The organism is Sphingomonas sp. 179-I 2A4 NHS, from assembly GCF_045369135.1.
In the GTDB taxonomy this organism is placed as follows: Bacteria; Pseudomonadota; Alphaproteobacteria; order Sphingomonadales; family Sphingomonadaceae; genus Sphingomonas.
In genome coordinates this window covers 106,355-129,123 of the sequence record NZ_JBIQFL010000005.1, presented here as the reverse complement: position 1 = coordinate 129,123, position 22,769 = coordinate 106,355, and the positions used below count along the sequence as shown (strand labels likewise).

The window sequence follows — 22,769 nt, the reverse complement described above, 5'->3', positions numbered from 1 at the left end:
CTCTCAAGGGGAACAGATTGATGCGACATAACCTGTATCTGGGCGTGGCTGCGGTCGCGCTCATCGCGCCGGCTGCGGCGTCGGCACAGGAAACGACCTCGGTAATTCGCGGCACGGTGACGGCGGCTGGTGCCCCGGTCCCGGGCGCAACAGTGACGATCGTCAACGTTCCTTCGGGCACGACCTCGACCGTGACGACCAACGCCAACGGCTCGTTCAACGCATCTGGCCTCCGCGTCGGCGGCCCCTTCTCCGTCACCGTCGCAGCCCCGGGCTATCCCCAGGTCACCGTCACCGACATCTTCACCGTCGTGGCGCAGGCCTTCGACCTGCCGATCGAGCTGCAGGCCGAAGCCACCGAAGAAGCCGGCGGCGACATCGTCATCACCGCGTCGCGCGTCGCCAATGCGCGCACCGTCAGCCAGGGCCCGGCCACCGTGCTCTCGGCGGCCGACATTGCGAACGTCGCCTCGGTCAACCGCGACGTGCGCGACCTGATGCGCCGCGATCCGTTCGCGCGCCTCGACGACACGCCCACGGGCGGCCGCGCCGTCTCTTTCGCGGGCCAGAACGCCCGCTTCAACCGCTTCTCGGTCGACGGCGTGCCGGTCACCGACAATTTCGGCCTGAACCCGGATGGCCTGCCCACCCGCCGCTCGCCGGTGCCGTTCGACGCCATCGGCCAGTTCCAGACGAAGGTCGCGCCGTATGACGTCCGCGAAGGCAACTTCCAGGGCGGCGCGATCAACGCGATTCTGAAGTCCGGCACCAACTCGTTCCACGGCACCGGCTTCTACGCTTATTCGGACGCCGGCCTGACCGGCAAGAAGACCAAGGCTGGCCCGGGCGTCCCCACCGGCCGCGTCAACATCCCGGACTTCAAGTACGAGAACTATGGCGCCCAGCTGTCGGGCCCGATCATCAAGGACAAGCTGTTCTTCATGGTCGCCGGTGAGCGCATCCGCGCCAACACCCCGATCCCCGAGGGCACCGCGGGCAACAACGCCGGCACCGTCGTTCCGAACATCACGGACGCTGCGGTCGCCGAGATCCAGCAGATCGCGCAGAGCCGCTACGGTTATGACACCGGCGGCATCCTGAACAACGCGAAGGACCGCGACGACCGCCTCGTCGCGCGCATCGACGCCAACCTGTCGGACACGCAGCGCGCCTCGGTGACGTACCTGTACACCAAGGACTCGATCCAGTTTAACCAGAACACCTTCACCAGCGGCACGCCGGGCCTTGGCCTGGAATCGAACGGCTACATCGGCTCGAACCGCCTGCACACCGGCGTGTTCCAGCTGAACAGCGACTGGACCGACGAGTTCTCGACCGAAGTCCGCGGCTTCTACAAGGACTATAAGCGCGGTCAGGACCCGATCATGGGCCGCGGCTTCGCGCAGATGCAGGTCTGCACCGCGCCGACCTCGGATCGTAGCCTTCCCAGCGCAGTTCCGGGTAACAACGACCTGTCCGGCACCTGCCAGTCCGGCTTCGGCAACGTCTCGTTCGGGCCGGACGTGTCGCGCCAGTCGAACGAGCTGACCAGCCGCACCTATGGCGGCCTGATCCAGGCCCGCCTGACGCGCAACAACCACGACCTGCGCATCTTCGGCGAATTCCAGGATACGAAGATCTTCAACCTGTTCGTGCAGCGCACCGCGGGTGACTATTACTTCGACTCGATCGCCGACTTCCGCGCCGGCAACGCACAGCGCTTCCGCTACGGCAACGCCGTGCCGAGCCTGGATCCGGTGAACGGCGCAGCGCGCTTCCGCTACCAGACGTTCACCTTCGGCATCCAGGACACCTGGACGGTCAGCGACATCCTGACCCTGTCGTACGGCGCACGTTACGACCTGTTCGGCGGCGACAGCCGTCCCGAGCTGAACGGCAGCTTCCTCAGCCGCTACGGCTTCCCGAACACTGCCTACATCTCGGGTCGCGGCGTGTTCCAGCCGCGCGTCGGCTTCGACCTGAAGCCGGTGTCGGACGTGTCGCTGCGCGGCGGCATCGGCATCTTCTCGGGCGGTTCGCCGGACGTCTACGTCTCGAACAGCTTCTCGAACACCGGCTTCCTGACCAACGCCATCGACGTTCGTCAGCTGAACGGCGGCGGGTACACCGTTCCGGGCCTGACCGGCCCGGGTGCGGCGGCGGCTGGTGCGGAGATCCTGACCAACGTCAACGGCACGGTCATCCCGGGGGCCGCCAACGCGGTGCTGACCAACGCATCGGTGAACCAGCTGTCGCCGACCAACGCGCTCGATCCGAAATTCAAGGTGCCTTCGCAGTGGCGCGGCACGCTGTCGGCGGACTGGGATCCGAACTGGGGCGGCACCTTCGGCGACGGCTGGCACTTCGGCGCCGACTTCCTGTGGTCCAAGGTCCGCAACCAGGTGTTCTTCACCGACCTGCGCGCCGTGCCGACCGCGCTTCGCACCCCGGACGGCCGCGTCCGCTACACCTCGGCCGCTGGCGTCACCAACCTGGGCGACACGAACCAGGACCTGTTCCTGACCAACACCACCCGCGGCCGCAGCCTGATCGGCGTTGCGCGCATCGGGAAGGACTTCGACTTCGGTCTGAAGGCGTTCGTGAGCTATGCCTACCAGGACGTGAAGGATCAGGCGCCGGCGACCTCGTCGACCGCTTCGTCGAACTACGGCAACGGCGCGTTCCTTGATGCCAATGGCGCCGCCTACGGCATCTCGAACGACGAAGTTCGCCACAACATCAAGTACAACGTCAGCTTCGACCGCGCCTTCTTCGGCGACTACAAGACCAACATCACGCTGTTCGGTGAGACCCGTATCGGTCGTCCGTTCAGCTACACGATGCAGGACCAGGTCAACAGCGGACGTTCGCCAGTGTTCGGGACGAACGGTGCTGCCGGTCGCTACCTGCTCTATGTGCCGACCTCGACCACGGACGCGCTGGTGTCGTACGACAGCACCGCGACCCGCGACTATCTCGAGAACCTGATCAACTCGACGAACCTGAAGAAGTATCGTGGCAAGATCGCGCCGCGCAACGCCTTCAACTCCAAGTGGTTCACGCGCTTCGATCTCCACTTCGGCCAGGAAATCCCGGCCTTCGTGGGCAACAGCCGCATCGAGCTGTTCGCGGACATCGAGAACGTGACGAACCTGCTCAACAAGAACTGGGGCCAGGTACGCGAATATCAGTTCCCGTACACGATCCCGGCGGTTCGCGTTCAGTGCCTCCAGACGCCGGTTGCGACCGGCACGGCACCGGGCGCGGCGCTGACCGGGAACACCGGCCAGGCGTGCGCACAGTATCGCTACAATGCGCCGTCCGCGACGCCGAGCGACCAGATCTACACGCGTCAGTCGCTTTACTCGATCCGTGTGGGTGCGCGCTTCACCTTCTGATCGCGCGTAACTGATCACGCTTTCGGGGCCGCCGCTCTCCACGAAGGGAGCGGCGGCCCTTTCTTTTGCGCCGGACGCGAGGCCCGCATATAGGGCGGCGTGATGGCGACCACGCTCCCTGCCCCCAGCAATACCACCACCGCTGCGCCGATCCGGCCGAGCAACCTGGCCGTACGCCCGTTCTTCGAGGACAAGGCACGCGGCGCCTTCTGGATCCTGCAGGCGGCCGGGTGGTCCGGCTATCTGGTGCTCCGCACAGTCTCGTCGATCTCGAATGGCTTCACGCTGCAGGGCGTCGTCACCAACATCGTCGAGACGATCGTGGGCTATTGCATCACGCTACTGCTCTCGACGCTTTACGGCCTATATCGCAGCTTCCCGCGCATTCCGGCGATCATCCTGACGGTGCTGACGCTGGGCGCCGCTACCTTCATCTACGCGCTGCTCGACACCTTCTCGTTCAGCTTTATCGCGCGATCGGCGCCCGGCGTGGACGTGAAGTTGCTGATCGGCGCGCTGTTCCTCAATTTCACGGTGCTGGCCGGCTGGTCCGCGCTCTATTTCGGGATCAACTTCTACCTGATCGTCGAAGAGCAGATCGATCAGATGCAGCATCTGGAGACGCAGGCAAGCTCGGCGCAGCTGGCGATGCTGCGCTACCAATTGAACCCGCATTTCCTGTTCAACACGCTGAACTCGATCTCCACCCTCGTGCTGCTGAAGCAGACCGAGCGGGCGAATGCGATGTTGAGCCGGCTGGCGAGCTTCCTGCGCTACACGCTGGCGAACGAGCCGACTGCGGACGTCACGCTGGCGCAGGAAGTCGAGACGCTGAAGCTCTATCTCGAGATCGAGAAGATGCGTTTCGAGGATCGCCTGCGCCCGAAATTCGACATCGATCCTGCCGCGGAGAAGGCACGCCTGCCGTCGCTCCTGCTGCAGCCGCTGGTCGAGAATGCGATCAAATATGCCGTCACGCCCAAGGAGGAAGGGGCGGATATTTCCGTCACCGCGCGGCTGATCGGGGATCGCGTTCGGATCGGCGTATCCGATACCGGACCGGGCTTGCAGCCGAACCGAAACAAGCCGAGCCTTTCAACTGGCGTCGGGATCGCCAATATCAGGGAGCGACTGGCACAATCATTCGGGACGGATCACCGCTTTGAGGTCCGCGCGATGCCGACAGGGGGCTTCGGCGTGGAGATCGAGATACCGTTCCAGCGCGAGTAGGAAGCAGCGAACAGGAAGCAACAGGGGGCAGTTGAGTTCAGATGACCGGCAGGGCGGAACGTCACCACCGGCCGGCATCGCATCGGAGACTATCGACACCATGACCATCCGCACCATTCTCGTCGACGACGAGCCGCTCGCGATCCAGGGGCTTGAGCTCCGATTGCAGCCGCACGACGACGTCGAGATCATCGCCAAGTGCCAGAACGGCCGCGAAGCGATCAGCGCGATCAAGACCCACAAGCCCGATCTCGTCTTCCTCGACATTCAGATGCCCGGCTTTGACGGCTTTTCGGTCGTGCAGGGGCTGATGGACGTGGAGCCCCCGCTGTTCGTGTTCGTCACGGCTTATTCGGATCACGCGCTGCGCGCGTTCGAGGCACAGGCCGTGGACTATCTGATGAAGCCGGTCGAGGAGGCGCGACTTGCCGATACGCTGGAACGCGTGCGGCAGCGGCTGGCCGAGAAATCCAGCGTCGGCGAGGCGGAGAAGCTGAAGGAGGCGCTGGCCGAGCACGCACCGGAAGCAGCGGCCGAGATCGTCGACGGCGGGGTGGAGCCGGCCAACGCCAACCGGTTCGAGAAGCTGATCAACGTCAAGGACCGTGGACAGATTTTCCGCGTCGATGTCGACACGATCGAGATCGTCGAGGCGGCCGGCGACTATATGTGCATCAAGACGGCGGACAACACGCTGATCCTGCGCGAGACGATGAAGGACCTGGAGAAGCGCCTCGATCCGCGGCGCTTCCAGCGCGTTCACCGTTCGACGATCGTGAACCTCGATCAGGTGCGGCAAGTGAAGCCGCACACCAATGGCGAATGCTTCCTGGTGCTCGACTCGGGCGCGCAGGTTAAGGTCAGCCGCAGCTATCGCGACGTGGTGGCGCGCTTCGTTCACTGAAGCGCGGACATCGAAGATATTGGAGGCGGGCCGTTGGCGGGCTGCCTCCATTGCGATGCATTACGCAGGCGCAGCAGATCTGCTAGGGTGCGCTCATGCTTACGATCAACGGTATCACGGTGCGCCTCGGCGGGCGTACGATCCTCGATGGCGCGTCTGCGTCACTCCCGCCGGGTAGCCGTGTCGGCCTGATCGGCCGCAATGGTGCCGGCAAGTCGACGATGGTGAAGGTCATCGCCGGCCAGCTGGAACCGGACGGCGGCTCGATCGACATGCCGCGTGGGGCGCGTATCGGCTATATCGCGCAGGAAGCGCCGGCTGGCGACGCCACCCCGTTCGAGAAGGTGCTGGAGGCGGACACCGAGCGTGCGCAACTGATGGCGCAGAGCGAGACCGAAACGGATCCCGAGAAGCTCGGCGACATTTATGAGCGGCTGATCGCGATCGATGCCTATACCGCGCCAGCGCGCGCCTCGCAGATCCTGCTTGGCCTTGGCTTCGACGAGGAGGCGCAGAACCGGCCGCTCGACAGCTTCTCGGGTGGGTGGAAGATGCGCGTGGCGCTGGCCGCGCTCTTGTTCTCGCAGCCTGACCTGCTGCTGCTCGACGAACCGTCGAACCACCTCGACCTCGAAGCGGTGATGTGGCTCGAGGACTTCCTGCGCTCGTACAAGGCGACGATCGTCGTCGTCAGCCACGAACGCGATTTCCTGAACAATGTGGTCGACCACATCCTTCACCTGTCGGGCGGCAAGACGACGCTCTACCCGGGCGGATACGACGCGTTCGAACGGCAGCGCGCGGAGCGAATGGCGCAGATCGCCGCCGCAAAGGCGAACCAGGAAGCGCAGCGTGCGAAGCTGCAGGATTATATCGCCCGCAACTCTGCCCGCGCCTCGACCGCCAAGCAGGCGCAGAGCCGCGCGAAGATGCTGGCGAAGATGCAGCCGATCGCGGAGCTGGCGAACGATCCGACCCTGTCGTTCGGCTTCCCCGATCCCGAGCCGCTGCGGCCGCCGCTGGTGACGCTCGACCATGCCGCGGTTGGTTATGGCGACACGCCGATCCTGAAGCGGCTGAACCTGCGCATGGATCCGGATGACCGGATCGCGCTGCTCGGCCGCAACGGCAACGGCAAGACCACCTTTGCCCGGCTGATCGCGGCGCAGCTTGCCCCAATGGAGGGCACGATGGCGGCGACGAACCGCATGCGCGTGGGCTATTTCACCCAGTATCAGGTCGAGGAACTGGAGGCGGACGATACGCCGCTGGCGCATATGACGCGGGTGATGAAGGGCGCAACGCCGGCAGCGGTGCGCGCGCAGCTGGGGCGGTTCGGCTTCTCGGGCGACCGCGCGACGGCGACCGTCGGCAAGATGTCCGGCGGCGAGAAGGCGCGCCTGGCGCTGGCGCTGATCACGCGCGAGGCCCCTCACCTCCTGATCCTCGACGAGCCGACCAACCACCTCGACGTCGACGCGCGCGAGGCGCTGGTCCAGGCGCTGAACGACTACAAGGGCGCGGTGCTGATCGTCAGCCACGATCGTCACATGGTGGAGCTGACGGCGGATCGCCTGGTGCTGGTGGACGACGGCACGGCGCGTGAGTTCGACGGCAGCCTCGACGATTATGTCGCCATGGTGCTGACCAAGGAGCCGAAAAGCGAGGGGCGCGCCAAGAAGGACGCGGCCAAGGAGCGCAAGGCCGCGGCGGAGAAGCGCGAAACCGACAAGGCATGGCGCAAGGTGGCCCGCGAGATGGAGGCGGAGATTGCCTCCCTCGGCACCGAGCGATCGGCGATCGAGCGCGCCATGTTCGATCCGGCGGGTGCGGATCCGAAGCTGTCGGGGCTGGCGATGGGCGAATTGATGAAGCGGCGCTCCGCCCTCACCGAGCGGATCGAGGCAGCCGAGGCGCGCTGGCTGGAAGCAAACGAGGCGCTGGAAACGGCGTAAGCGGCGCGCCGGTCAGAACGCGAGGTTCAACCGCTCCAGCATCTGGCGGGCGGGGCTCTGCGCCAGCGCGTCAGGAACTTGCGCCTCGTCGAGCCGGGCGACCCGGCGGTGGAGATCGATGCTGGCGGCGACCAGCGCCTGCGCCGGTTCGGGCAGGCGATCGATGGTCATTGTATCGGTCACCGGCCCCTCGCCCAATCGCCGCGAGGGATCGAGCGCGTCGCTTGCGGCAAGCTCCCCCGTCAGCACCGCGCGCTGCGTCAGCAGCCAGGCGATGACGTGCATCAGTCGCGTTGTGACCTTGAGCGATTCGCAGCTGAAGGTGACGCGTTCGAGCGGCCCCAGCAATTCCCGCTCGATCCGCCCGCCATCGTCAAAGTAACTGCGGGCATCATCCGCCAGCAGCATCGCCTCGACGTACAATGTATCGATGAGACGCCGTTGCACCGGCGATTCGGGCGTGCCTGCTCGCATGGCCGATATGTTGCACCGATCGTGCAGGTCCGCGAGCCGCGGGCCTACCCGCCAAGGCCAGCTGCGTCCCAAACCGGCACTCAGGCGATGATGTCGGGAACCAGCTGATCTTCGAGCGCGGAGATCTCGTCGCGCAGACGCAGCTTGCGCTTCTTCAGCCGCGCCAGCTGCAACTGATCGACGGCGCCACCACCGCTGGCGAGCGCGACGATCGCATCATCGAGATCGCGATGCTCCATGCGCAGCGCGCCGAGTCGCGCGATCATCTGGTTTTCGTCCAACCCTCGACCTCCCGTCCCGGCCAGCGCTCCCCGGCCCAGCCGCCGCCACCGCGGCGGAAAAATCGTTACATCCACGTGACATCGCGCATCAGCTTCGGCCCAGCGCGCGCATCGCAAAAATGATGAGGACTTTTGCCCACACAAGCGTTCTAATCCCGAGTCCCACCAAGCAAAGCAAGGAGGTTCCTGTTATGCAGAACGCGCATCTTTCGGCTCTCGAGGCCAAGCATGCCGTGCTCGATCAGCGCATCGCTCAGGAGACCCTACGTCCCATGCCGGACGCCATCCTGATCGCGGACCTCAAGAAGCAGAAGCTGCGCCTGAAGGAGGTCATTTCCGCGGCGCATTGAGCAACATGACGGCTCGGGACGGGGATCACTCCCCGCCCCGCGCCACTTCAGTGGCCGTTCACCGGCCGATCTGGCGCGCGATCGACTTGCGCGTCGCCGCCCCATAAGGCGGCTTCAGCCCCGCAAGCTTCGCCACATCCACCCGCGCCTGCTGATAGATGCTCTTGGCGTGACTGAACGTCTTGAAGCCATCGAAGCCGTGATAGGCCCCCATGCCCGACGGGCCGACGCCACCAAACGGCAGATCCTCCATCGAGACGTGGAAGATCACGTCATCCACCGTCACGCCGCCGGAGATCGTGCGATCGAGAACGCGGCGACGCTCGGCCGCGTCCTTCCCGAAATAATAAAGGCCGAGCGGGCGATCTCGGCGATTCACCTCGGCGATCGCCGAGTCGATCCCGTCGTAGCGGCGCACCGGAAGGATCGGGCCGAAGATCTCCTCCTGCATCACCGTCATGTCGTCCGTCGCATCACGCACGATGTGGAGCGGCATCTTGCGACTGTTGGTACTGCCGAAATCCTCGTTCGCGGGGTTCACCACCTCGACCGTAGCGCCCTTCGCGCGGGCATCATCGATCCAGTCGTTCAGGCGCTGGAAGTGCCGATCGTTGACGACGCTGGTGTAATCGGGGTTCGACAGAACCGTCGGGTACATGGCGCCGACGGCGCTCTTCAACCCTTCCACCACCGCGCCTTCCTGGTCGGACGGCACGAGCAGGTAATCGGGTGCGAGGCAGATCTGGCCCGCGTTCAGCATCTTGCCGAGCGCGACCCGCTCGGTCGCCTGCTTGAGATCCGCATCCTTGCCGATGATCACCGGCGACTTGCCGCCAAGCTCCAGCGTGACGGGCGTCAGATTGTCGGCCGCGGCATGGAGGATGTGGCGGCCGATGCCGGTGGCGCCGGTGAAGAGAAGATGATCGAACGGCAGCTCGGCAAACGCCTTGCCGATTTCCGGGCCGCCCGACACGAAGGCAAGTTCGGTCGCATCGAAATAGCGGCCGACGATCTCCTCGAACAGCGCGGCGGTGACGGGCGTGTACTCGCTGGTCTTCACCATCGCGCGGTTACCCGCGGCGAAGATGCCGGCGAGCGGCGACATGACGAGGTTCACCGGGAAGTTCCACGGCGCGATCACGCCGATCACGCCCTTGGGCTGATACTCAACGCGGGCGCGGGCGCCGAACAGGCCGAGCGGGAATTGCACCGAGCGCTTCTCGGTCCGCGCCCACTTCTCGACATTCTTCAGCGCGTGGTTGATCGGGCCGATCGAGCCCGCGATGTCGGTAACCATCGACTGTTCGCGGCTGCGGTGGCCGAAATCCTCGCTCAGCGCATCGCAGAAGCGGTCAGCATGATCGCGGATCATCGCCGCAGCGCGCTTCAGCCGGTCCTTCCGGACGGACATCGGCTCAGGCAGCGCCGCCATGAAGCTTTCGCGCTGCGCGGCAAGTATTTCCTTCATCCTGACCCTCTCCCGTTATGTAGCGCAGCCGATCAACCCGCCGACCGGCAGGACGATCGTGTCCTTGCCGGCACGATCGATACGCAAGGTACCGCTGTCGACAACTGCCCCTTGCGTCAGATCTTTGCGCGACCGCGTCGTCATGTCGAGCGTCGCCGTGACGTCACTGGCGCGATATTCGGTGCTGGTGCCGAAACCGAAGTTGACTGCTCCGCTCGCGGTGGTGCGGCCCAGATCGACCACCCGCCCATCCAGCGACAGGCGCAGCGAGGCGGGCTCTGCCGAGGCCATCGCCACCAGGGCGCGTGTCTGCCCGGCGCTGAACAGATAGGCGGCGCACCCCGTCGCGGGCAGCGACTGGCGCGGCAGGCCGCCGATCGGGAGGCCATCGATGGCGACAGGAGGAGCGGCGGGGGGATCCGCCGCGACGAGCGCAAGGAGAAGCAGCGCGATCATGGCTGGAACCTTATCATGAGGAGAAGGGCGGGATAAGCCGCCAGCGCGAGGTAGGCCCCGAAAGGCAACGCATCATCCGCCGCGACGGCGCGGCCAGTCGCGGCACGCCAAGCCACCACCCCGAGCCCGATCATGGCGGCGAGCAGCAGTACCGGTGGCAACATCCGCCAGCCGAGCCATAGCCCGATCGCGCCGAACAGCTTGGGATCGGCGCCGCCCATCCCCTCCCTGCCTCGCGTCCGACGATACAGCGCCGCGATCAGCCACAACGCGACGAAGCCGACCGCACCACCGATCAGGCGGTCTTCGAGCGGCGGCGGCAGCACCAGTGAGGCGGCGAGCCCCCCGATCGCGAATGCGGCAACGAGCGAATCCGGGATCCAATATTCGGTGGCGTCGAGGACAATGATCAGCACGAGCAGCCATCCGCAGGCGGCAACCGCCAGCCCGAGCGGCCCCGGGATAACGACGCCCGCCGCAACGCCCACCAGCGCAGCAGCTGCCTCGACCTGCCAGTGAAGCGGCGCGATCACGGCCCCGCAGCAGTGGGCCCGGCCGCGAAGGAGCAGAGCGCTCAGCAGCGGGAGCAGATGACGTGGCGGAACAGGCGTGCCGCACCCGTCGCACATCGAACGCCCGGCCAGCGCCGATCCGCCCGCCGGCCAGCGCAGCGCAACCGTCGCAAGGAAGCTGCCGAGGATCGCGCCGAGCACACCAAGCGCGAGCGGCCAGAAGAGATCAGACACTCTTCTTTCGTATCAGATATCGATAGACGCCGAACAGGTTGATCCCGAACAAGACGACGTTCTGCGTGCCGAGCGCCCAGTCGCCCGTCAGCGCCGCGCCGCTGATCCAGCAGATCGACGAGCCGACGAACAGCACGAACCCCCATCCCGTCACCCGGCGACCAAGATCCAGTGATACCATGAACGCAGCGATCATTCCGCTGATCGAGGCTGCCCATTTGAGCACGTCGGTTAGTGAGTCCATCGCGCGCCAACGCAGCGGCGACCCTTTGTATTCCATGCCGCTTCGCCCTAGATCGCATCCAACAGTTTTTTGCGGAGCAGCATAGATATGGCCACGGTTCCCGCCGATCCCGTCGTGATCCTTTCCTACGCCCGGACGCCGATGGGCGGCATGCAGGGCGCGCTTTCCGACGTGTCGGCAACCGATCTTGGCGCGACAGCCGTGAAGGCCGCCGTGGAACGTGCCGGCGTGGACACGAACGAGATCGAGCGGATCTACATGGGCTGCGTGCTCCCCGCAGGGCTTGGCCAGGCGCCGGCGCGCCAGGCGGCGATCAAGGCCGGTCTGCCGAAGTCGGTACAGGCGACTACCGTCAACAAGGTGTGCGGTTCGGGCATGCAGACGGTGATCATGGGTGCCGAGGCGATCGCGGCGGGATCGGCCGACCTGATCGTGGCGGGCGGCATGGAGAGCATGACCAATGCGCCCTATATCCTGAAGAAGCATCGCGGCGGATCGCGCATCGGCCACGACATGGCGTATGACCACATGTTCCTTGACGGGCTCGAGGACGCCTATAAGCACGGCCGTGCGATGGGCACGTTCGCGCAGGAAACCGCCAACGAATATCAGCTGACCCGCGAAGCGCAGGACGATTACTCGATCGAATCGCTTCGCCGCGCGCAGGAAGCGATCAAGACCGGCGCCTTTGCCGAGGAGATCGTTCCGGTGACCGTCGCGACCCGAAAGGGCGAAGTGGTGGTGGACACGGACGAGGCGCCTGGACGCGGGATGCCGGACAAGATCCCGACGCTGAAGCCGGCCTTTGCCAAGGACGGCACGATCACTGCCGCCACCAGTTCCTCAATCTCGGACGGCGCCGCCGCGCTCGTCCTGACACGGGCCAGCGTTGCCGAAGCGAAAGGGCAGAAGCCGGTCGCGCGGATCGTCGCCCATTCGGCGCATGCGCAGGAGCCGGCGGCTTTCACCACCGCCCCGGTCGGCGCGATCGAGAAGCTGCTGAAGAAGGCCGGCTGGACGATCGACGATGTGGATCTGTTCGAGATCAACGAGGCATTTGCCTGTGTCGCCATGTTCGCGATGCGCGATCTCGGCATCCCGCACGAGAAGATCAACGTGCACGGCGGGGCGACCGCACTGGGGCATCCGATCGGCGCATCAGGCGCGCGGATCATCACCACGCTGGTCGCGGCGCTGAAGCATCACGGCAAGAAGCGCGGCGTCGCCAGCCTCTGCATCGGCGGCGGCGAAGCCACTGCGATCGCCGTCGAACTGGTCTGAGACCGGCCATGGCGGACCATGAGCAGGAAGATCACGACCTTCAACTTGCTCTGGTCCGCTACCAGACCTGGACCGCGGAAAGCGGCGCGCGCGCGGTCGTCTTGTTCGAGGGACGCGACACCGCGGGCAAGGATGGTGCGATCCGAACCATCACGCGGCATCTGGGCGTGCGCCAGACGCGCGTTATCGCGCTGCCCAAGCCATCCGAGCGCGAACGCTCGCAATGGTTCTTCCAGCGCTATGCCGCGCATCTGCCGGCGGCTGGCGAACTCGTGATATTCAACCGCAGCTGGTACAACCGCGCTGGCGTAGAGGTCGTGAACGGCTTCTCCACGCCCGAGCAGCAGGCACGCTTCCTGATCGACGTCCCCGGCTTTGAAGCGATGCTGCTTCATGACGGCATCCGGCTGGTGAAGCTGTGGCTTGATATTTCGCGCGAGGAGCAGGCCAGGCGCCTGAAATCGCGACGAGAGGATCCGCTGAAGGCGCTCAAGGTCTCGGCGCTCGATGCCGTCGCGCAGGAGCGCTGGGACGATTACTCGGCGGCGCGCGATACGATGCTGGCGCGCACCAGCACGCCTGACGCACCGTGGATCTGCGTCCACGCGGACCACAAGAAGAAGGCGCGGCGCGCGATCATCCGGCACCTGCTGCGCGAACTCGCGCCCGCGGAGATCGCGCACCACATCACCCCGCCGGACAGCGATCTGCTCTTTCCGTTCGAACCATCAGCGATCGCGGATGGCCGCTTGGCGCGGTAGTGACGCCTGCTGGCGAACGTAACTTTTGTTCCGTAGCGGACTACAACTCTGCTCAGTCGCAAGTCATACTGCGATCCAAAGAACAAAGAGGAGAGGCAGCATGACGTTCGAGTCGCAGGCGGCACATGATCCCGCGTCCGACGGTCTGGCGTTTGACCCGAAGACGCTGAAGGCGAAGTACCTTTCCGAGCGGGACAAGCGCCTGCGTGCCGATGCGAATGAGCAATATCTCGAGATGAAGGGCCGGTTCGCACGGTTTCTCAAGGACCCTTATATCGAGGCCCCCGACAATCGCGCACCGCTGGGCGACGAGAAGGACGTGGTGGTGATCGGCGGCGGCTTCGGCGGGCTGCTGGCCGGCGCGAAGCTGCGCGAGGCGGGTGTCGAGGATCTGCGTATCATCGAGAAGGGCGGCGAGTTCGGCGGCACCTGGTACTGGAACCGCTACCCGGGCGCGGCCTGCGACATCGAGAGCTACGTCTACCTGCCGCTCCTGGAAGAGACCGGCTTCATTCCTGAGCGCAAGTACAGCCAGGGACCGGAAATCCGCGCTTATTCAAGGCGCATCGCCGAACATTTCGACCTTCGCCGCGACGTATTGTTTCAGACCGAAGTGACGGACCTTGCGTGGGACGAGCAGAGCCGCCGATGGACCGTGTCGACCAACCGCGGCGATGCGATCCGCGCCCGCTTCGTAGTGATGGCGAACGGGCCGCTGCATCGCCCCAAGCTGCCCGGCATACCCGGGATCGAGGAATTCGAGGGTCATACGTTTCATACCAGCCGATGGGATTACGAATACACCGGCGGCGACCAGAACGGCGGGCTGGACAAGCTTGGCGACAAGGTGGTGGGGATAATCGGCACCGGCGCGACGGCGGTGCAATGCGTGCCGCACCTCGGCGAGACGGCCAAGCAGCTTTACGTGTTCCAGCGCACGCCATCGTCGATCGACGTCCGCGGCGACCGCCCCACCGATCCGGAATGGGCGCAGTCGCTCACGCCGGGGTGGCACCAGCACCGGATGGAGAATTTCAACACGCTCGTTTCGGGTGGCTGGGCGGATGAGGACCTGGTGAACGACGGCTGGACCGACATCATCCGCAACCTTGGCATGATCGCGCGCATGAAGGCTGCCAAGGAGGGCGTGCAGGACCCGGACGAGCTGGTGCAACTCGCCGATTTTCAGAAGATGGAATCAATCCGTGCCCGCGTGGACAGCGTGGTCACCGACAAGCAAACCGCCGAGGCGCTGAAGCCCTGGTACAACCAGTTCTGCAAGCGCCCCTGCTTCCACGACGATTATCTCGCCACCTTCAACCGGCCGAGCGTGAAGCTGGTCGATACGCAGGGAAAGGGCGTGGAGCGGATCACGCGCGAGGGCGTCGTGGTGGCCGGCAGGGAATACAAGCTCGACTGCCTGATCTTCGCGACCGGCTTTGAAGTCGGCACCAGCTATGCCCGCCGCGCCGGCTATCATGTCCATGGCGTCGCCGGGCGGACGCTGGAGGAGAAATGGGCGACTGGCGGCCGCACGCTTCACGGCATGACGGTGAACGGCTTTCCGAACATGTTCATCTTCTCGGTGATCCAGTCCGGCTTCACCGCGAACTATCCCCACGCCCTACTGGAGCAAGCTGGCCACGCCGCGCACATCATCGGCCATGCGCTTTCCACGCAGAAATCGCGCGTCGAGGCGACAGAGGCGGCGGAAAACGAATGGACGCAGGAGATCCTTGCGTCGGTACTCGACAGGCGCAAGTTCCTGGAGGAATGCACGCCCGGTTATTATAACGGTGAGGGACAATTGAGCCCGCAGGCGGCCAGCTTCTCCAGCTACGGCAAGGGGCCGGTCGCGTTCTTCAAGACGATCAAGGCTTGGCGGGACGAGGGCTCGATGAAGGGCCTGACGCTCGCCTGACCAAACTACGCCTGCCCATTACAAGGAGCATTGCATGACCGACACCCTGCCCGACACGCATCGTCGCCTCGTCTCCACCGTCACCAAGGACGGACAGGCGCGCCTGTCGATCCAGCAAGTGCCGGTGCCGACGCCCGGCGACGACGAAGTGCTCGTCCGGGTGGAGGCGACGCCGATCAACCCCTCGGACCTCGCGGTGCTGCTGGCGCTGGCCGATCCAGCGAGCTTCAAGGCGGAGGACGGCGCTGCCGTGGCGCCGCTGCCGCCCCAGATCCAGCGGGTGCTCGGCGCGCGCGCGGGGGTCGACCTGCCGGTCGGCAACGAGGGCGCTGGCCTGGTCGTCGCTGCGGGCAGCTCGCCCGAGGCGCAGGCGCTGCTCGGCAAGACGGTCGCGCTGGCCGGCGGCGGCTTCTACGCCCAGTATCGCAAGGTGCGGGCCGCCGATTGCATGGTGGTGCCAGAGGGAACGAGCGCCGAAGAGGCAGCATCCTCGTTCGTGAACCCGCTGACCGCGCTCGGCATGGTCGGCACGTTGAAGCGCGAAGGCTATTCCGGCCTCATCCACACGGCCGCGGCATCCAACCTTGGCCAGATGCTGGTGAAGCTGTGCGCGGCGGACGGCGTGCCGCTGGTCAACATCGTGCGCAGCGAAGCGCAGGCGCAGCTGTTGCGCGATCTGGGCGCGGAGCATGTCGTCGACATGACCGCCGCGGATTTCATGCCGCGGCTGATCGATGCGATCGCTGCCACCAACGCCTATCTCGCCTTCGATGCGGTGGGTGGCGGCAAGCTCGCCGGCCAGATCCTGACGGCGATGGAACAGGCGGCGCTTCGCACACAGCGCGCCGATGGACCCTATGGCTCGCGCCAGATGAAGCAGGTGTACGTCTATGGTGGCCTTTCGTCCGAACCGACCGAGTTCAACCGTGGCTTCGGCATGCGTTGGCGGATGGGCGGCTGGCTGCTGACCTATTTCCTGGAAGACGTGGGGGCCGAGGAAGCCAAGGCACTGCGCGATCGCGTGGCGCGTGAGCTGAAGACGACGTTCGCCAGCAAATACACCCAGCGCATCACGCTGGAGCAGGCGCTCGATCCCGCGGTTATCGCCGCATATGGCAAGCGTGCGACCGGCGAGAAGTATCTCATCACGCCGCAGCGCTGACCCGGCACCCCGCCGCTCTGCGCCTTCAGGCGCCGGGCGGCGGCGAGAGGGTGACGGTGCGTGCGCCACGATCGACACGGACGCTCGCACCGCCGGGCACGATCATCGTGAAGCCGTCCGCGTGCTGCCAGTCGCCATCGCGCAACTTGCTACCGTCGAGAGCTAGCCATTCGAGATCGTGGCGCACTACCGGGTCGGCGATTTCGGCGTGCGGGCGCCGCCACTGGGATAGCGCTGCGACAAAGGCCTCCAGTTCCTCATCCCGCCCGCTCCAGTCGAGCCAGGAGAGCTCATTGTCCTGCGCATAGGCATTGTTGTTGCCACGCTGTGAGCGGCCGAATTCGTCGCCGGCGGTGAGCATGATCGTGCCGCGCGAGGCGAAGAGACTGGCGAGCATCGCACGAACATCCCCCCGCCCGTCCCGCCCCAGTGCCTTCGCGCTCCAGCTTACCTCATGTGCATGGCCGTCGCGGTTCTCCTCACCGTTCGCGTGGTTCCGCCGGTCAGCGAAGGAGACGCTATCGGCGAGCGTGAAGCCGTCGTGGGCGGCGACGAAGTTCACCGAACGGGTCCGCTCCTGACCGAACACGTCGGTCGACCCGGCGAGCCTGGTCGCCAGCGCTCCGGCGCTGCCGTCCCCGCGCCAGAATCGGCGCACGTCGTCGCGAAAGCGATCGTTCCACTCCAGCCAGGTCGGCGGAAAATGCCCCAGCTGGTATCCGCCCGGCCCTGTATCCCACGGCTCCGCGATCATGATCCGGTCCTTGAGCACGGGATCGTCGGCGATTGCGGCGAAGATCGGTGCCTCGCGGTCGAAGCCAGGCGCCCGGGCCAGGATCGGCGCGAGATCGAAGCGGAAGCCGTCGACACCTGTCCCCTCAACGAAGTGTCGCAAGGTCGTAAGCGCCAGATCGCGAACCGCCGGGTTCCCGTAATCCAGGGTATTGCCGGTCCCGGCGTCATTGATCAGCGCGCCGTCCGGCGCGCGCGCGTAGACGCCATCATCGAGCCCTCGGAACGACAGCGTTGGGCCGTCGGCATCGCTCTCGGCGGTGTGGTTAAGCACGAGATCAAGGATCGTGCCGATGCCATGGGTGCGCAGCGTATCGACGGTCCGACGCAGCTCCGCCATGCCACCGGGGCACAGGCGCGGATCAAGCGCCATCGGCACCACGGGATTGTAGCCCCAGGCATTGGAGAGCCCGAGCGGCGGCAGGTGACGCTCGTCCAGCCACGCGACGACCGGCATCAGCTCCACCGCATCAACGCCGATCTTGGTGAGGTGCGCCAGGACGGAAGGGTGTGCGAGCGCCGCAACCGTGCCGCGCAGTTCCAGCGGCACTTCCGGATGGCGCATGGTGAACCCGCGCACGTTGACCTCGTAGATAAGCCCACCGGCGCGGAATACCGGCGGCGAGAATGCGAGCGGCGGCAGCGGCCGTGTTACCAGCGCCTTGGGAACGAGATCGGCAGTGTCCTCGCCGGGCACCGCCAGCCGGGGATCAGAGACAAACGGGCGGTCAAGCTGGGTGGCGTTGGGATCGACAAGCAACTTCGCGATGTCGAACGGCGGTGGTCCGTCGGCGCGGAGGCCGTAGCGCTGCCCGGGCGGCAACGCGACCGTGATGACCCAGTTGCTGCCGTCCCGGGCCATCGGCAAACGGGTTTCGTGCTGCTGATCGTCGAAGAGACACAGGAGCACGCTAGTCGCACCGGGGCTGCGTACCTGAAACGTCATTTCGACAGGCGGCGTCATGCGCGCTCGTCCGCTGATCGGCTGTCGATCAGGTGACGACGTCAGGCGCGGTTCGCCCCGTCAGCTTGCGGATTTGGGCGATCTGATCGGCAGCAGCCGCGATCTCGGCGAGCATCTCGGTCGTATCCGCGTCAAGGCGGCCGTCGGCAGGCTCGTAACGTTCGAGATACACGCGCAGCGTTGCGCCGCTGGTCCCCGTACCGGACAGGCGGAATACAACGCGGCTGCCGCCCTGGAACAGCACGCGCACGCCCTGCTGGCTGCTGATCGAACCATCGGTCGGATCTTCATAGGCAAAATCGTCGGCCGCCTCCACCGTCAGCGTGCCGAACGCCTGCCCGGGAAGCTGGGCGAGCCGATCGCGCAACCCGCCCATCAGCGCGTCGGCAGCGTTGCTCTCGACGCCTTCGTAATCGTGTCGAGCGTAATAGTTGCGCCCGAAGCGTGCCCAATGTTCGGTGGCGATCTGCTTCACCGACTTGCCCGTGGCGGCGAGGATGTTGAGCCACAGCAGGACGGCCCAGAGCCCGTCCTTCTCGCGCACGTGATCGGATCCGGTGCCGGCGCTTTCTTCCCCGCAGATGGTCACGCGGCCCGCATCGAGCAGATTGCCGAAGAACTTCCATCCCGTCGGCGTCTCATAGCACGGGATGCCGAGCGCGGCGGCGACGCGATCCGCGGCCGCGCTGGTCGGCATCGACCGCGCAATCCCCTTCAGCCCTTCGGCATAGCCGGGGGCGAGATGCGCATTGGCGGCAAGCATCGCCAAGCTGTCAGACGGGGTGATGAAGATGCCGCGGCCTATAATGAGGTTGCGATCCCCGTCCCCGTCCGAGGCGGCGCCAAAGTCGGGGGCGCCGGGCGACATCATTAAGTCGTAGAGTTCGCGCGCATGAACGAGGTTCGGATCCGGATGATGACCGCCAAAATCCTCCAGCGGCGTGCCATTTCGCACCGTGCCCGGCGCAAAGCCGAGGCGGCGCTCCAGTACTTCAGTTGCGTAAGGCCCCGTCACCGCGCTCATCGCGTCGAACGCCACGGAGAGGCCGGAAGAGCGGATTGCGCCGAAGTCGAACAGCCGTTCCATCAATGCTGCATAGGAGGCGACGGGATCGACGACCTCGACGATCGTGTCCGCCAGCTGGGTTTCACCGAGCGTGTCGATATCGACGTCCGGCGCCTCGAAAATCGCGAAATGATCGATCTCCGTGGTGCGGGCATAGATTGCCGCGGTCACCTTTTCGGGCGCGGGTCCGCCGTTGGCGACATTGTACTTGATCCCGAAATCCTCGTCTGGCCCACCGGGGTTGTGACTGGCGGAAAGGACTAGGCCGCCGATCGCACCGCGTTCGCGGATCAGGTTCGACGCGGCCGGCGTGGAGAGGATCCCGCCCTGGCCGACGATTACGCGGCCGAAGCCCGCCGCCGCCGCCATGCGGATCGCCTTGCCGATCACCTCGCGATTGAGGAAGCGGCCGTCACCGCCGATCACCAGCGTCGCGCCTTCCTTTTCGGGCACAACGTCAAACACGGACTGAATGAAGTTTTCCGCGTAATGCGGTTGCTGGAAGATCTTCACCTTCTTGCGCAGCCCCGAGGTACCGGGCTTCTGGTCCGCAAATGGCCTGGTTGCGACCGCGTGGATCATAGACTGCTCAGTTCCCGATATAGCGCGGCATAGGCGGCCCCGCTGGCTTCCCAAGAAAACCGGGCCTTCATGCCCTGCCGCTGAAGCGATTGCCAAGTCTCGGGCTGGGCATAAAGATCAATCGCCCGGCGGATCGCGAAGAGAAGCGATGCTCGGTCCACGGGATCGAACTGGATGCCGGTGGCGACGCCCGCCCCAAGCGCCGCCGTGTTCGCGTCGATGATCGTATCCGCGAGCCCGCCGGTTCGTGCGACGATCGGCACGCAGCCATAGGCAAGACCGTAGAGCTGGGTCAGACCGCAGGGTTCGAAGCGCGACGGGATCAGGATGGCGTCGGCGCCGCCCTGCAGCAGGTGCGATAGTGGCTCGTCGTAGCCGATGCGAACGCCGATTGCGCCGCTGTGCCGCTCCGCGGCCTCGAGAAAGGCGCGTTCGAGGGACCCATCGCCGGAGCCGAGCAGCGCCAGCCGGCCGCCCATCGCGACGAGCTCATCGAGGCATTCGGCAAGGACGTCCATCCCCTTCTGCCACGTCAGCCGGCTGACGACGGTGAAGATCGGCCCGTCGCCCGATTGCAAACCGAACATACGCTCTACGGCGCGCTTGTTCGTGGCGCGGCGGGCGAGATTACGGCTCGTGTAAGAGGCCGGCAGCGCGCCGTCGCGCGCGGGGGTCCAGACTGCAGGATCGATACCGTTGACGATGCCGCGGATCTTGTCTTCCCGCGCGCGCATCAGACCCTCCAGTCCCATGCCGAACTCGGGTTCCAGAATCTCGCGCGCATAGGTGGGGCTGACCGTGGTGATCACATCGGCGGCTTCGAGCCCCGCCTTCAGGAAGCCGACGCCGCCATAATATTCCACGCCGTCGATCGCCCAGGCAGCAGCGGGGAGCCCCAGCTCCGGGAAGATCGCGGCGTCGAACCGGCCTTGAAAGGCGATGTTGTGGACCGTCATCACCGTGCGCACACGCGTATCGGCGTAGCGCAGATACGTCGGCGCGAGCGCGGCTTGCCAATCATGCGCGTGAAGAATGTCGAACGACAGGCCCTTGACCCCGCCCCGCGCGATTTCCGCCGCCGCACGCGCAAAGGCGGCGAAGCGGCGCCAGTTGTCGGGCCAATCGGCGCCGCTGGCGTCCCCATACGGACCGCCCTCGCGAACGAAGAGATGCGGCGCATCAAGCACGACCAGCGGGTGCTCGCCAAGCTGGCCGCGAAGCAGCCTCGCCTCTCCGCCGAACAGATCACGCCATTTGTGGATTGCGCGGCCGCCGACGGCCTTCAGCGTCGGCGGATAACCTGGGATGAAGGTAGTCGTGTGAACGCCGTGCGGCGCCAGCGCAGCCGGCAGAGCGCCGACCACATCGGCCAGCCCGCCGGTCTTGACGAGCGGATACGCCTCGGACGCAACAGAGAGGACCTTCACGAGCTGGGCCGAAGAAGGCGAGAGATCATAACAGGCGATCAATCATCGGCTTCGTGATCAGGCACACACCATTCTCCGTGCGGCGGAAGCGCTTGCCGTCCAGCACCGGATCATCGCCGACCACGAGTCCATCGGGGATCTCGACCCCGCGATCGATCACCACCTTCCGCAACCGCGCGCCGCGGCCGATCTTTACGTAAGGCAGGACCACCGCTTCATCGAGCATCGCATAGCTGTGCGTGCGGACCCCGGTGAAGAGCAGCGACTTGAACACCGATGAGCCAGAGACAATGCAATCGCCCGACACGAGGCTCGCGACGGCAGATCCGCGCCTGCCCTCGATATCGTGGACGAACTTCGCCGGGGGTGTGAGTTCGGAATAGGTCGAGATCGGCCAGGAGCGATCGTAGAGATCGAGCGCGGGGACCACATCGGTAAGATCGATGTTCGCTTCCCAGTAAGCATCCACCGTGCCGACATCGCGCCAATAGGACGACGCCTCGTTGGAAGAGCGCACGCAGGATGTGCTGAACTCGTGCGCGACGGCCTTGCCGTTCTTCACCAGCCAGGGGATGATGTCCCTGCCGAAATCGCGGTTCGAGCCGGGGGTCTCGGCATCGCGCTGCAACTGGTCGATCAGCAGCGAGGTGTTGAAGACATAGACACCCATCGAGGCGAGTGCGACGTCGGGCTTGCCCGGCATCGCCGGCGGATCGGCCGGCTTTTCAACGAAATCGATGATCCGCCCGGTTTCATCGACATGCATGACGCCAAAACCGACCGCCTCCATCCGCGGCACTTCGAGGCATGCGACCGTAACATCAGCACCGCTGTCGCAATGCTGCTGGAGCATCAGCTCGTAATCCATCTTGTAGATATGGTCGCCCGCCAGGATGACCATGAACTCGGGGCCATAACTCTCGATGATGTCGATGTTCTGATACACCGCGTCTGCGGTGCCTTCGTACCATTGAAACTCGCTGATGCGCTGCGATGCGGGCAGCACGTCGAAGCTTTCGTTGCGTTCCGGGCGAAGAAAGTTCCATCCGCGCTGCAGGTGCCGGATCAGGGAATGCGCCTTGTACTGGGTAGCGACACCAATACGCCGGATGCCGGAATTCAGCGCATTCGACAGGGCGAAATCGATGATGCGGCTCTTGCCGCCGAAGTAGACCGCCGGCTTGGCGCGGGTATCCGTCAACTCCGCCAACCGGCTCCCGCGGCCTCCGGCAAGAACATACGCCATCGCGTCACGTGCGAGTGGCTGTCCCTTACGATGATCCATCCTCTCGCCCTTATTCTTCGAT

The 22,769-nt window shown here is 65.4% G+C and carries 19 protein-coding genes; 9 read left to right on the top strand and 10 right to left on the bottom strand.

Annotated elements, in window-relative coordinates; all coding sequences use genetic code 11:
• Positions 1-20: 20 nt before the first annotated feature.
• The 4 genes from ACH0CP_RS10865 (at position 21) to ACH0CP_RS10850 (ending at position 7,487) form a co-directional block, all read left to right on the top strand.
• Positions 21-3,398, top strand: coding sequence for a TonB-dependent receptor (locus ACH0CP_RS10865; RefSeq protein ID WP_294441680.1), 3,378 nt, complete (start codon positions 21-23; stop codon positions 3,396-3,398).
• A gap of 102 nt (positions 3,399-3,500) precedes the next feature.
• Positions 3,501-4,628: a sensor histidine kinase gene (locus tag ACH0CP_RS10860; RefSeq protein WP_406888767.1), complete on the top strand. Its 1,128-nt coding sequence runs from the start codon at positions 3,501-3,503 to the stop codon at positions 4,626-4,628.
• 100 nt (positions 4,629-4,728) lie between these two features.
• Entirely contained in the window at positions 4,729-5,532 is an 804-nt protein-coding gene (locus tag ACH0CP_RS10855) for a LytTR family DNA-binding domain-containing protein (RefSeq protein ID WP_294441682.1), read from the top strand.
• 95 nt (positions 5,533-5,627) lie between these two features.
• Positions 5,628-7,487, top strand: coding sequence for an ABC-F family ATP-binding cassette domain-containing protein (locus ACH0CP_RS10850; protein WP_406888770.1), 1,860 nt, complete (start codon positions 5,628-5,630; stop codon positions 7,485-7,487).
• Positions 7,488-7,499: 12 nt separating this feature from the next.
• Here the strand turns inward: ACH0CP_RS10850 and ACH0CP_RS10845 are convergent, their stop codons facing one another.
• Together ACH0CP_RS10845 and ACH0CP_RS10840 are read right to left on the bottom strand one after the other, a co-directional pair.
• Positions 7,500-7,934, bottom strand: coding sequence for a DUF1465 family protein (locus ACH0CP_RS10845; RefSeq protein WP_406875713.1), 435 nt, complete (start codon positions 7,932-7,934; stop codon positions 7,500-7,502).
• 107 nt (positions 7,935-8,041) lie between these two features.
• Entirely contained in the window at positions 8,042-8,227 is a 186-nt protein-coding gene (locus tag ACH0CP_RS10840; RefSeq protein WP_294441685.1) for a YdcH family protein, read from the bottom strand.
• Positions 8,228-8,433: 206 nt separating this feature from the next.
• On the opposite strand from ACH0CP_RS10840, the gene ACH0CP_RS10835 reads away from it, so the two are divergent.
• On the top strand, positions 8,434-8,592 hold the full coding sequence (locus ACH0CP_RS10835; RefSeq protein WP_294441686.1) for a YdcH family protein: 159 nt from the start codon (positions 8,434-8,436) through the stop codon (positions 8,590-8,592).
• Positions 8,593-8,650: 58 nt separating this feature from the next.
• Here the strand turns inward: ACH0CP_RS10835 and ACH0CP_RS10830 are convergent, their stop codons facing one another.
• Genes ACH0CP_RS10830 through ACH0CP_RS10815 form a run of 4 tightly spaced genes read right to left on the bottom strand, consistent with a single transcriptional unit; the run spans position 8,651 to position 11,542 of the window.
• Positions 8,651-10,060 (bottom strand): coniferyl aldehyde dehydrogenase, encoded by a 1,410-nt coding sequence (locus tag ACH0CP_RS10830; RefSeq protein ID WP_406888772.1) that lies wholly within the window; start codon positions 10,058-10,060, stop codon positions 8,651-8,653.
• Between the two features lie 15 nt (positions 10,061-10,075).
• Positions 10,076-10,516 carry a hypothetical protein gene (locus ACH0CP_RS10825; RefSeq protein ID WP_406888775.1) on the bottom strand — a complete coding sequence of 147 codons (441 nt, stop codon included), beginning with the start codon at positions 10,514-10,516 and terminating at the stop codon, positions 10,076-10,078.
• The gene (locus ACH0CP_RS10820) at positions 10,513-11,262 is read right to left on the bottom strand and encodes a prepilin peptidase (RefSeq protein ID WP_406888778.1); all 750 of its coding nucleotides are present in this window, start codon (positions 11,260-11,262) and stop codon (positions 10,513-10,515) included. The genes ACH0CP_RS10825 and ACH0CP_RS10820 overlap by 4 nt, the downstream gene beginning before the upstream one ends.
• Positions 11,255-11,542, bottom strand: a complete 288-nt coding sequence (locus ACH0CP_RS10815; RefSeq protein ID WP_294441690.1) for a hypothetical protein — start codon at positions 11,540-11,542, stop codon at positions 11,255-11,257. The genes ACH0CP_RS10820 and ACH0CP_RS10815 overlap by 8 nt, the downstream gene beginning before the upstream one ends.
• Before the next feature lie 51 nt (positions 11,543-11,593).
• Between ACH0CP_RS10815 and ACH0CP_RS10810 the strand changes: the two genes are divergently transcribed.
• The 4 genes from ACH0CP_RS10810 (at position 11,594) to ACH0CP_RS10795 (ending at position 16,631) form a co-directional block, all read left to right on the top strand.
• Positions 11,594-12,787, top strand: coding sequence for an acetyl-CoA C-acyltransferase (locus ACH0CP_RS10810; RefSeq protein WP_406888780.1), 1,194 nt, complete (start codon positions 11,594-11,596; stop codon positions 12,785-12,787).
• An 8-nt stretch (positions 12,788-12,795) separates the two neighbouring features.
• Positions 12,796-13,548 (top strand): polyphosphate kinase 2, encoded by a 753-nt coding sequence (ppk2, locus tag ACH0CP_RS10805; protein WP_406888782.1) that lies wholly within the window; start codon positions 12,796-12,798, stop codon positions 13,546-13,548.
• 100 nt (positions 13,549-13,648) lie between these two features.
• The gene (locus tag ACH0CP_RS10800) at positions 13,649-15,469 is read left to right on the top strand and encodes a flavin-containing monooxygenase (RefSeq protein ID WP_406888783.1); all 1,821 of its coding nucleotides are present in this window, start codon (positions 13,649-13,651) and stop codon (positions 15,467-15,469) included.
• 34 nt (positions 15,470-15,503) lie between these two features.
• Positions 15,504-16,631, top strand: a complete 1,128-nt coding sequence (locus ACH0CP_RS10795) for a zinc-binding dehydrogenase (protein ID WP_294441694.1) — start codon at positions 15,504-15,506, stop codon at positions 16,629-16,631.
• 25 nt (positions 16,632-16,656) lie between these two features.
• On the opposite strand, the gene ACH0CP_RS10790 is transcribed toward ACH0CP_RS10795, so the two are convergent.
• From ACH0CP_RS10790 to glgC, 4 genes are read right to left on the bottom strand one after another with little or no spacing between them, the layout of a single operon-like run.
• Positions 16,657-18,387, bottom strand: coding sequence for a glycogen debranching protein (locus ACH0CP_RS10790; protein ID WP_406888785.1), 1,731 nt, complete (start codon positions 18,385-18,387; stop codon positions 16,657-16,659).
• Positions 18,388-18,415: 28 nt separating this feature from the next.
• Complete coding sequence (locus ACH0CP_RS10785) at positions 18,416-20,035, bottom strand: alpha-D-glucose phosphate-specific phosphoglucomutase (protein WP_406888788.1); 1,620 nt, start codon at positions 20,033-20,035, stop codon at positions 18,416-18,418.
• On the bottom strand, positions 20,032-21,462 hold the full coding sequence (gene glgA, locus ACH0CP_RS10780; protein ID WP_406888790.1) for a glycogen synthase GlgA: 1,431 nt from the start codon (positions 21,460-21,462) through the stop codon (positions 20,032-20,034). The genes ACH0CP_RS10785 and glgA overlap by 4 nt, the downstream gene beginning before the upstream one ends.
• Positions 21,463-21,487: 25 nt before the next feature.
• Positions 21,488-22,747 carry a glucose-1-phosphate adenylyltransferase gene (glgC, locus tag ACH0CP_RS10775; RefSeq protein WP_294441698.1) on the bottom strand — a complete coding sequence of 420 codons (1,260 nt, stop codon included), beginning with the start codon at positions 22,745-22,747 and terminating at the stop codon, positions 21,488-21,490.
• Between the last annotated feature and the right edge of the window lie 22 nt (positions 22,748-22,769).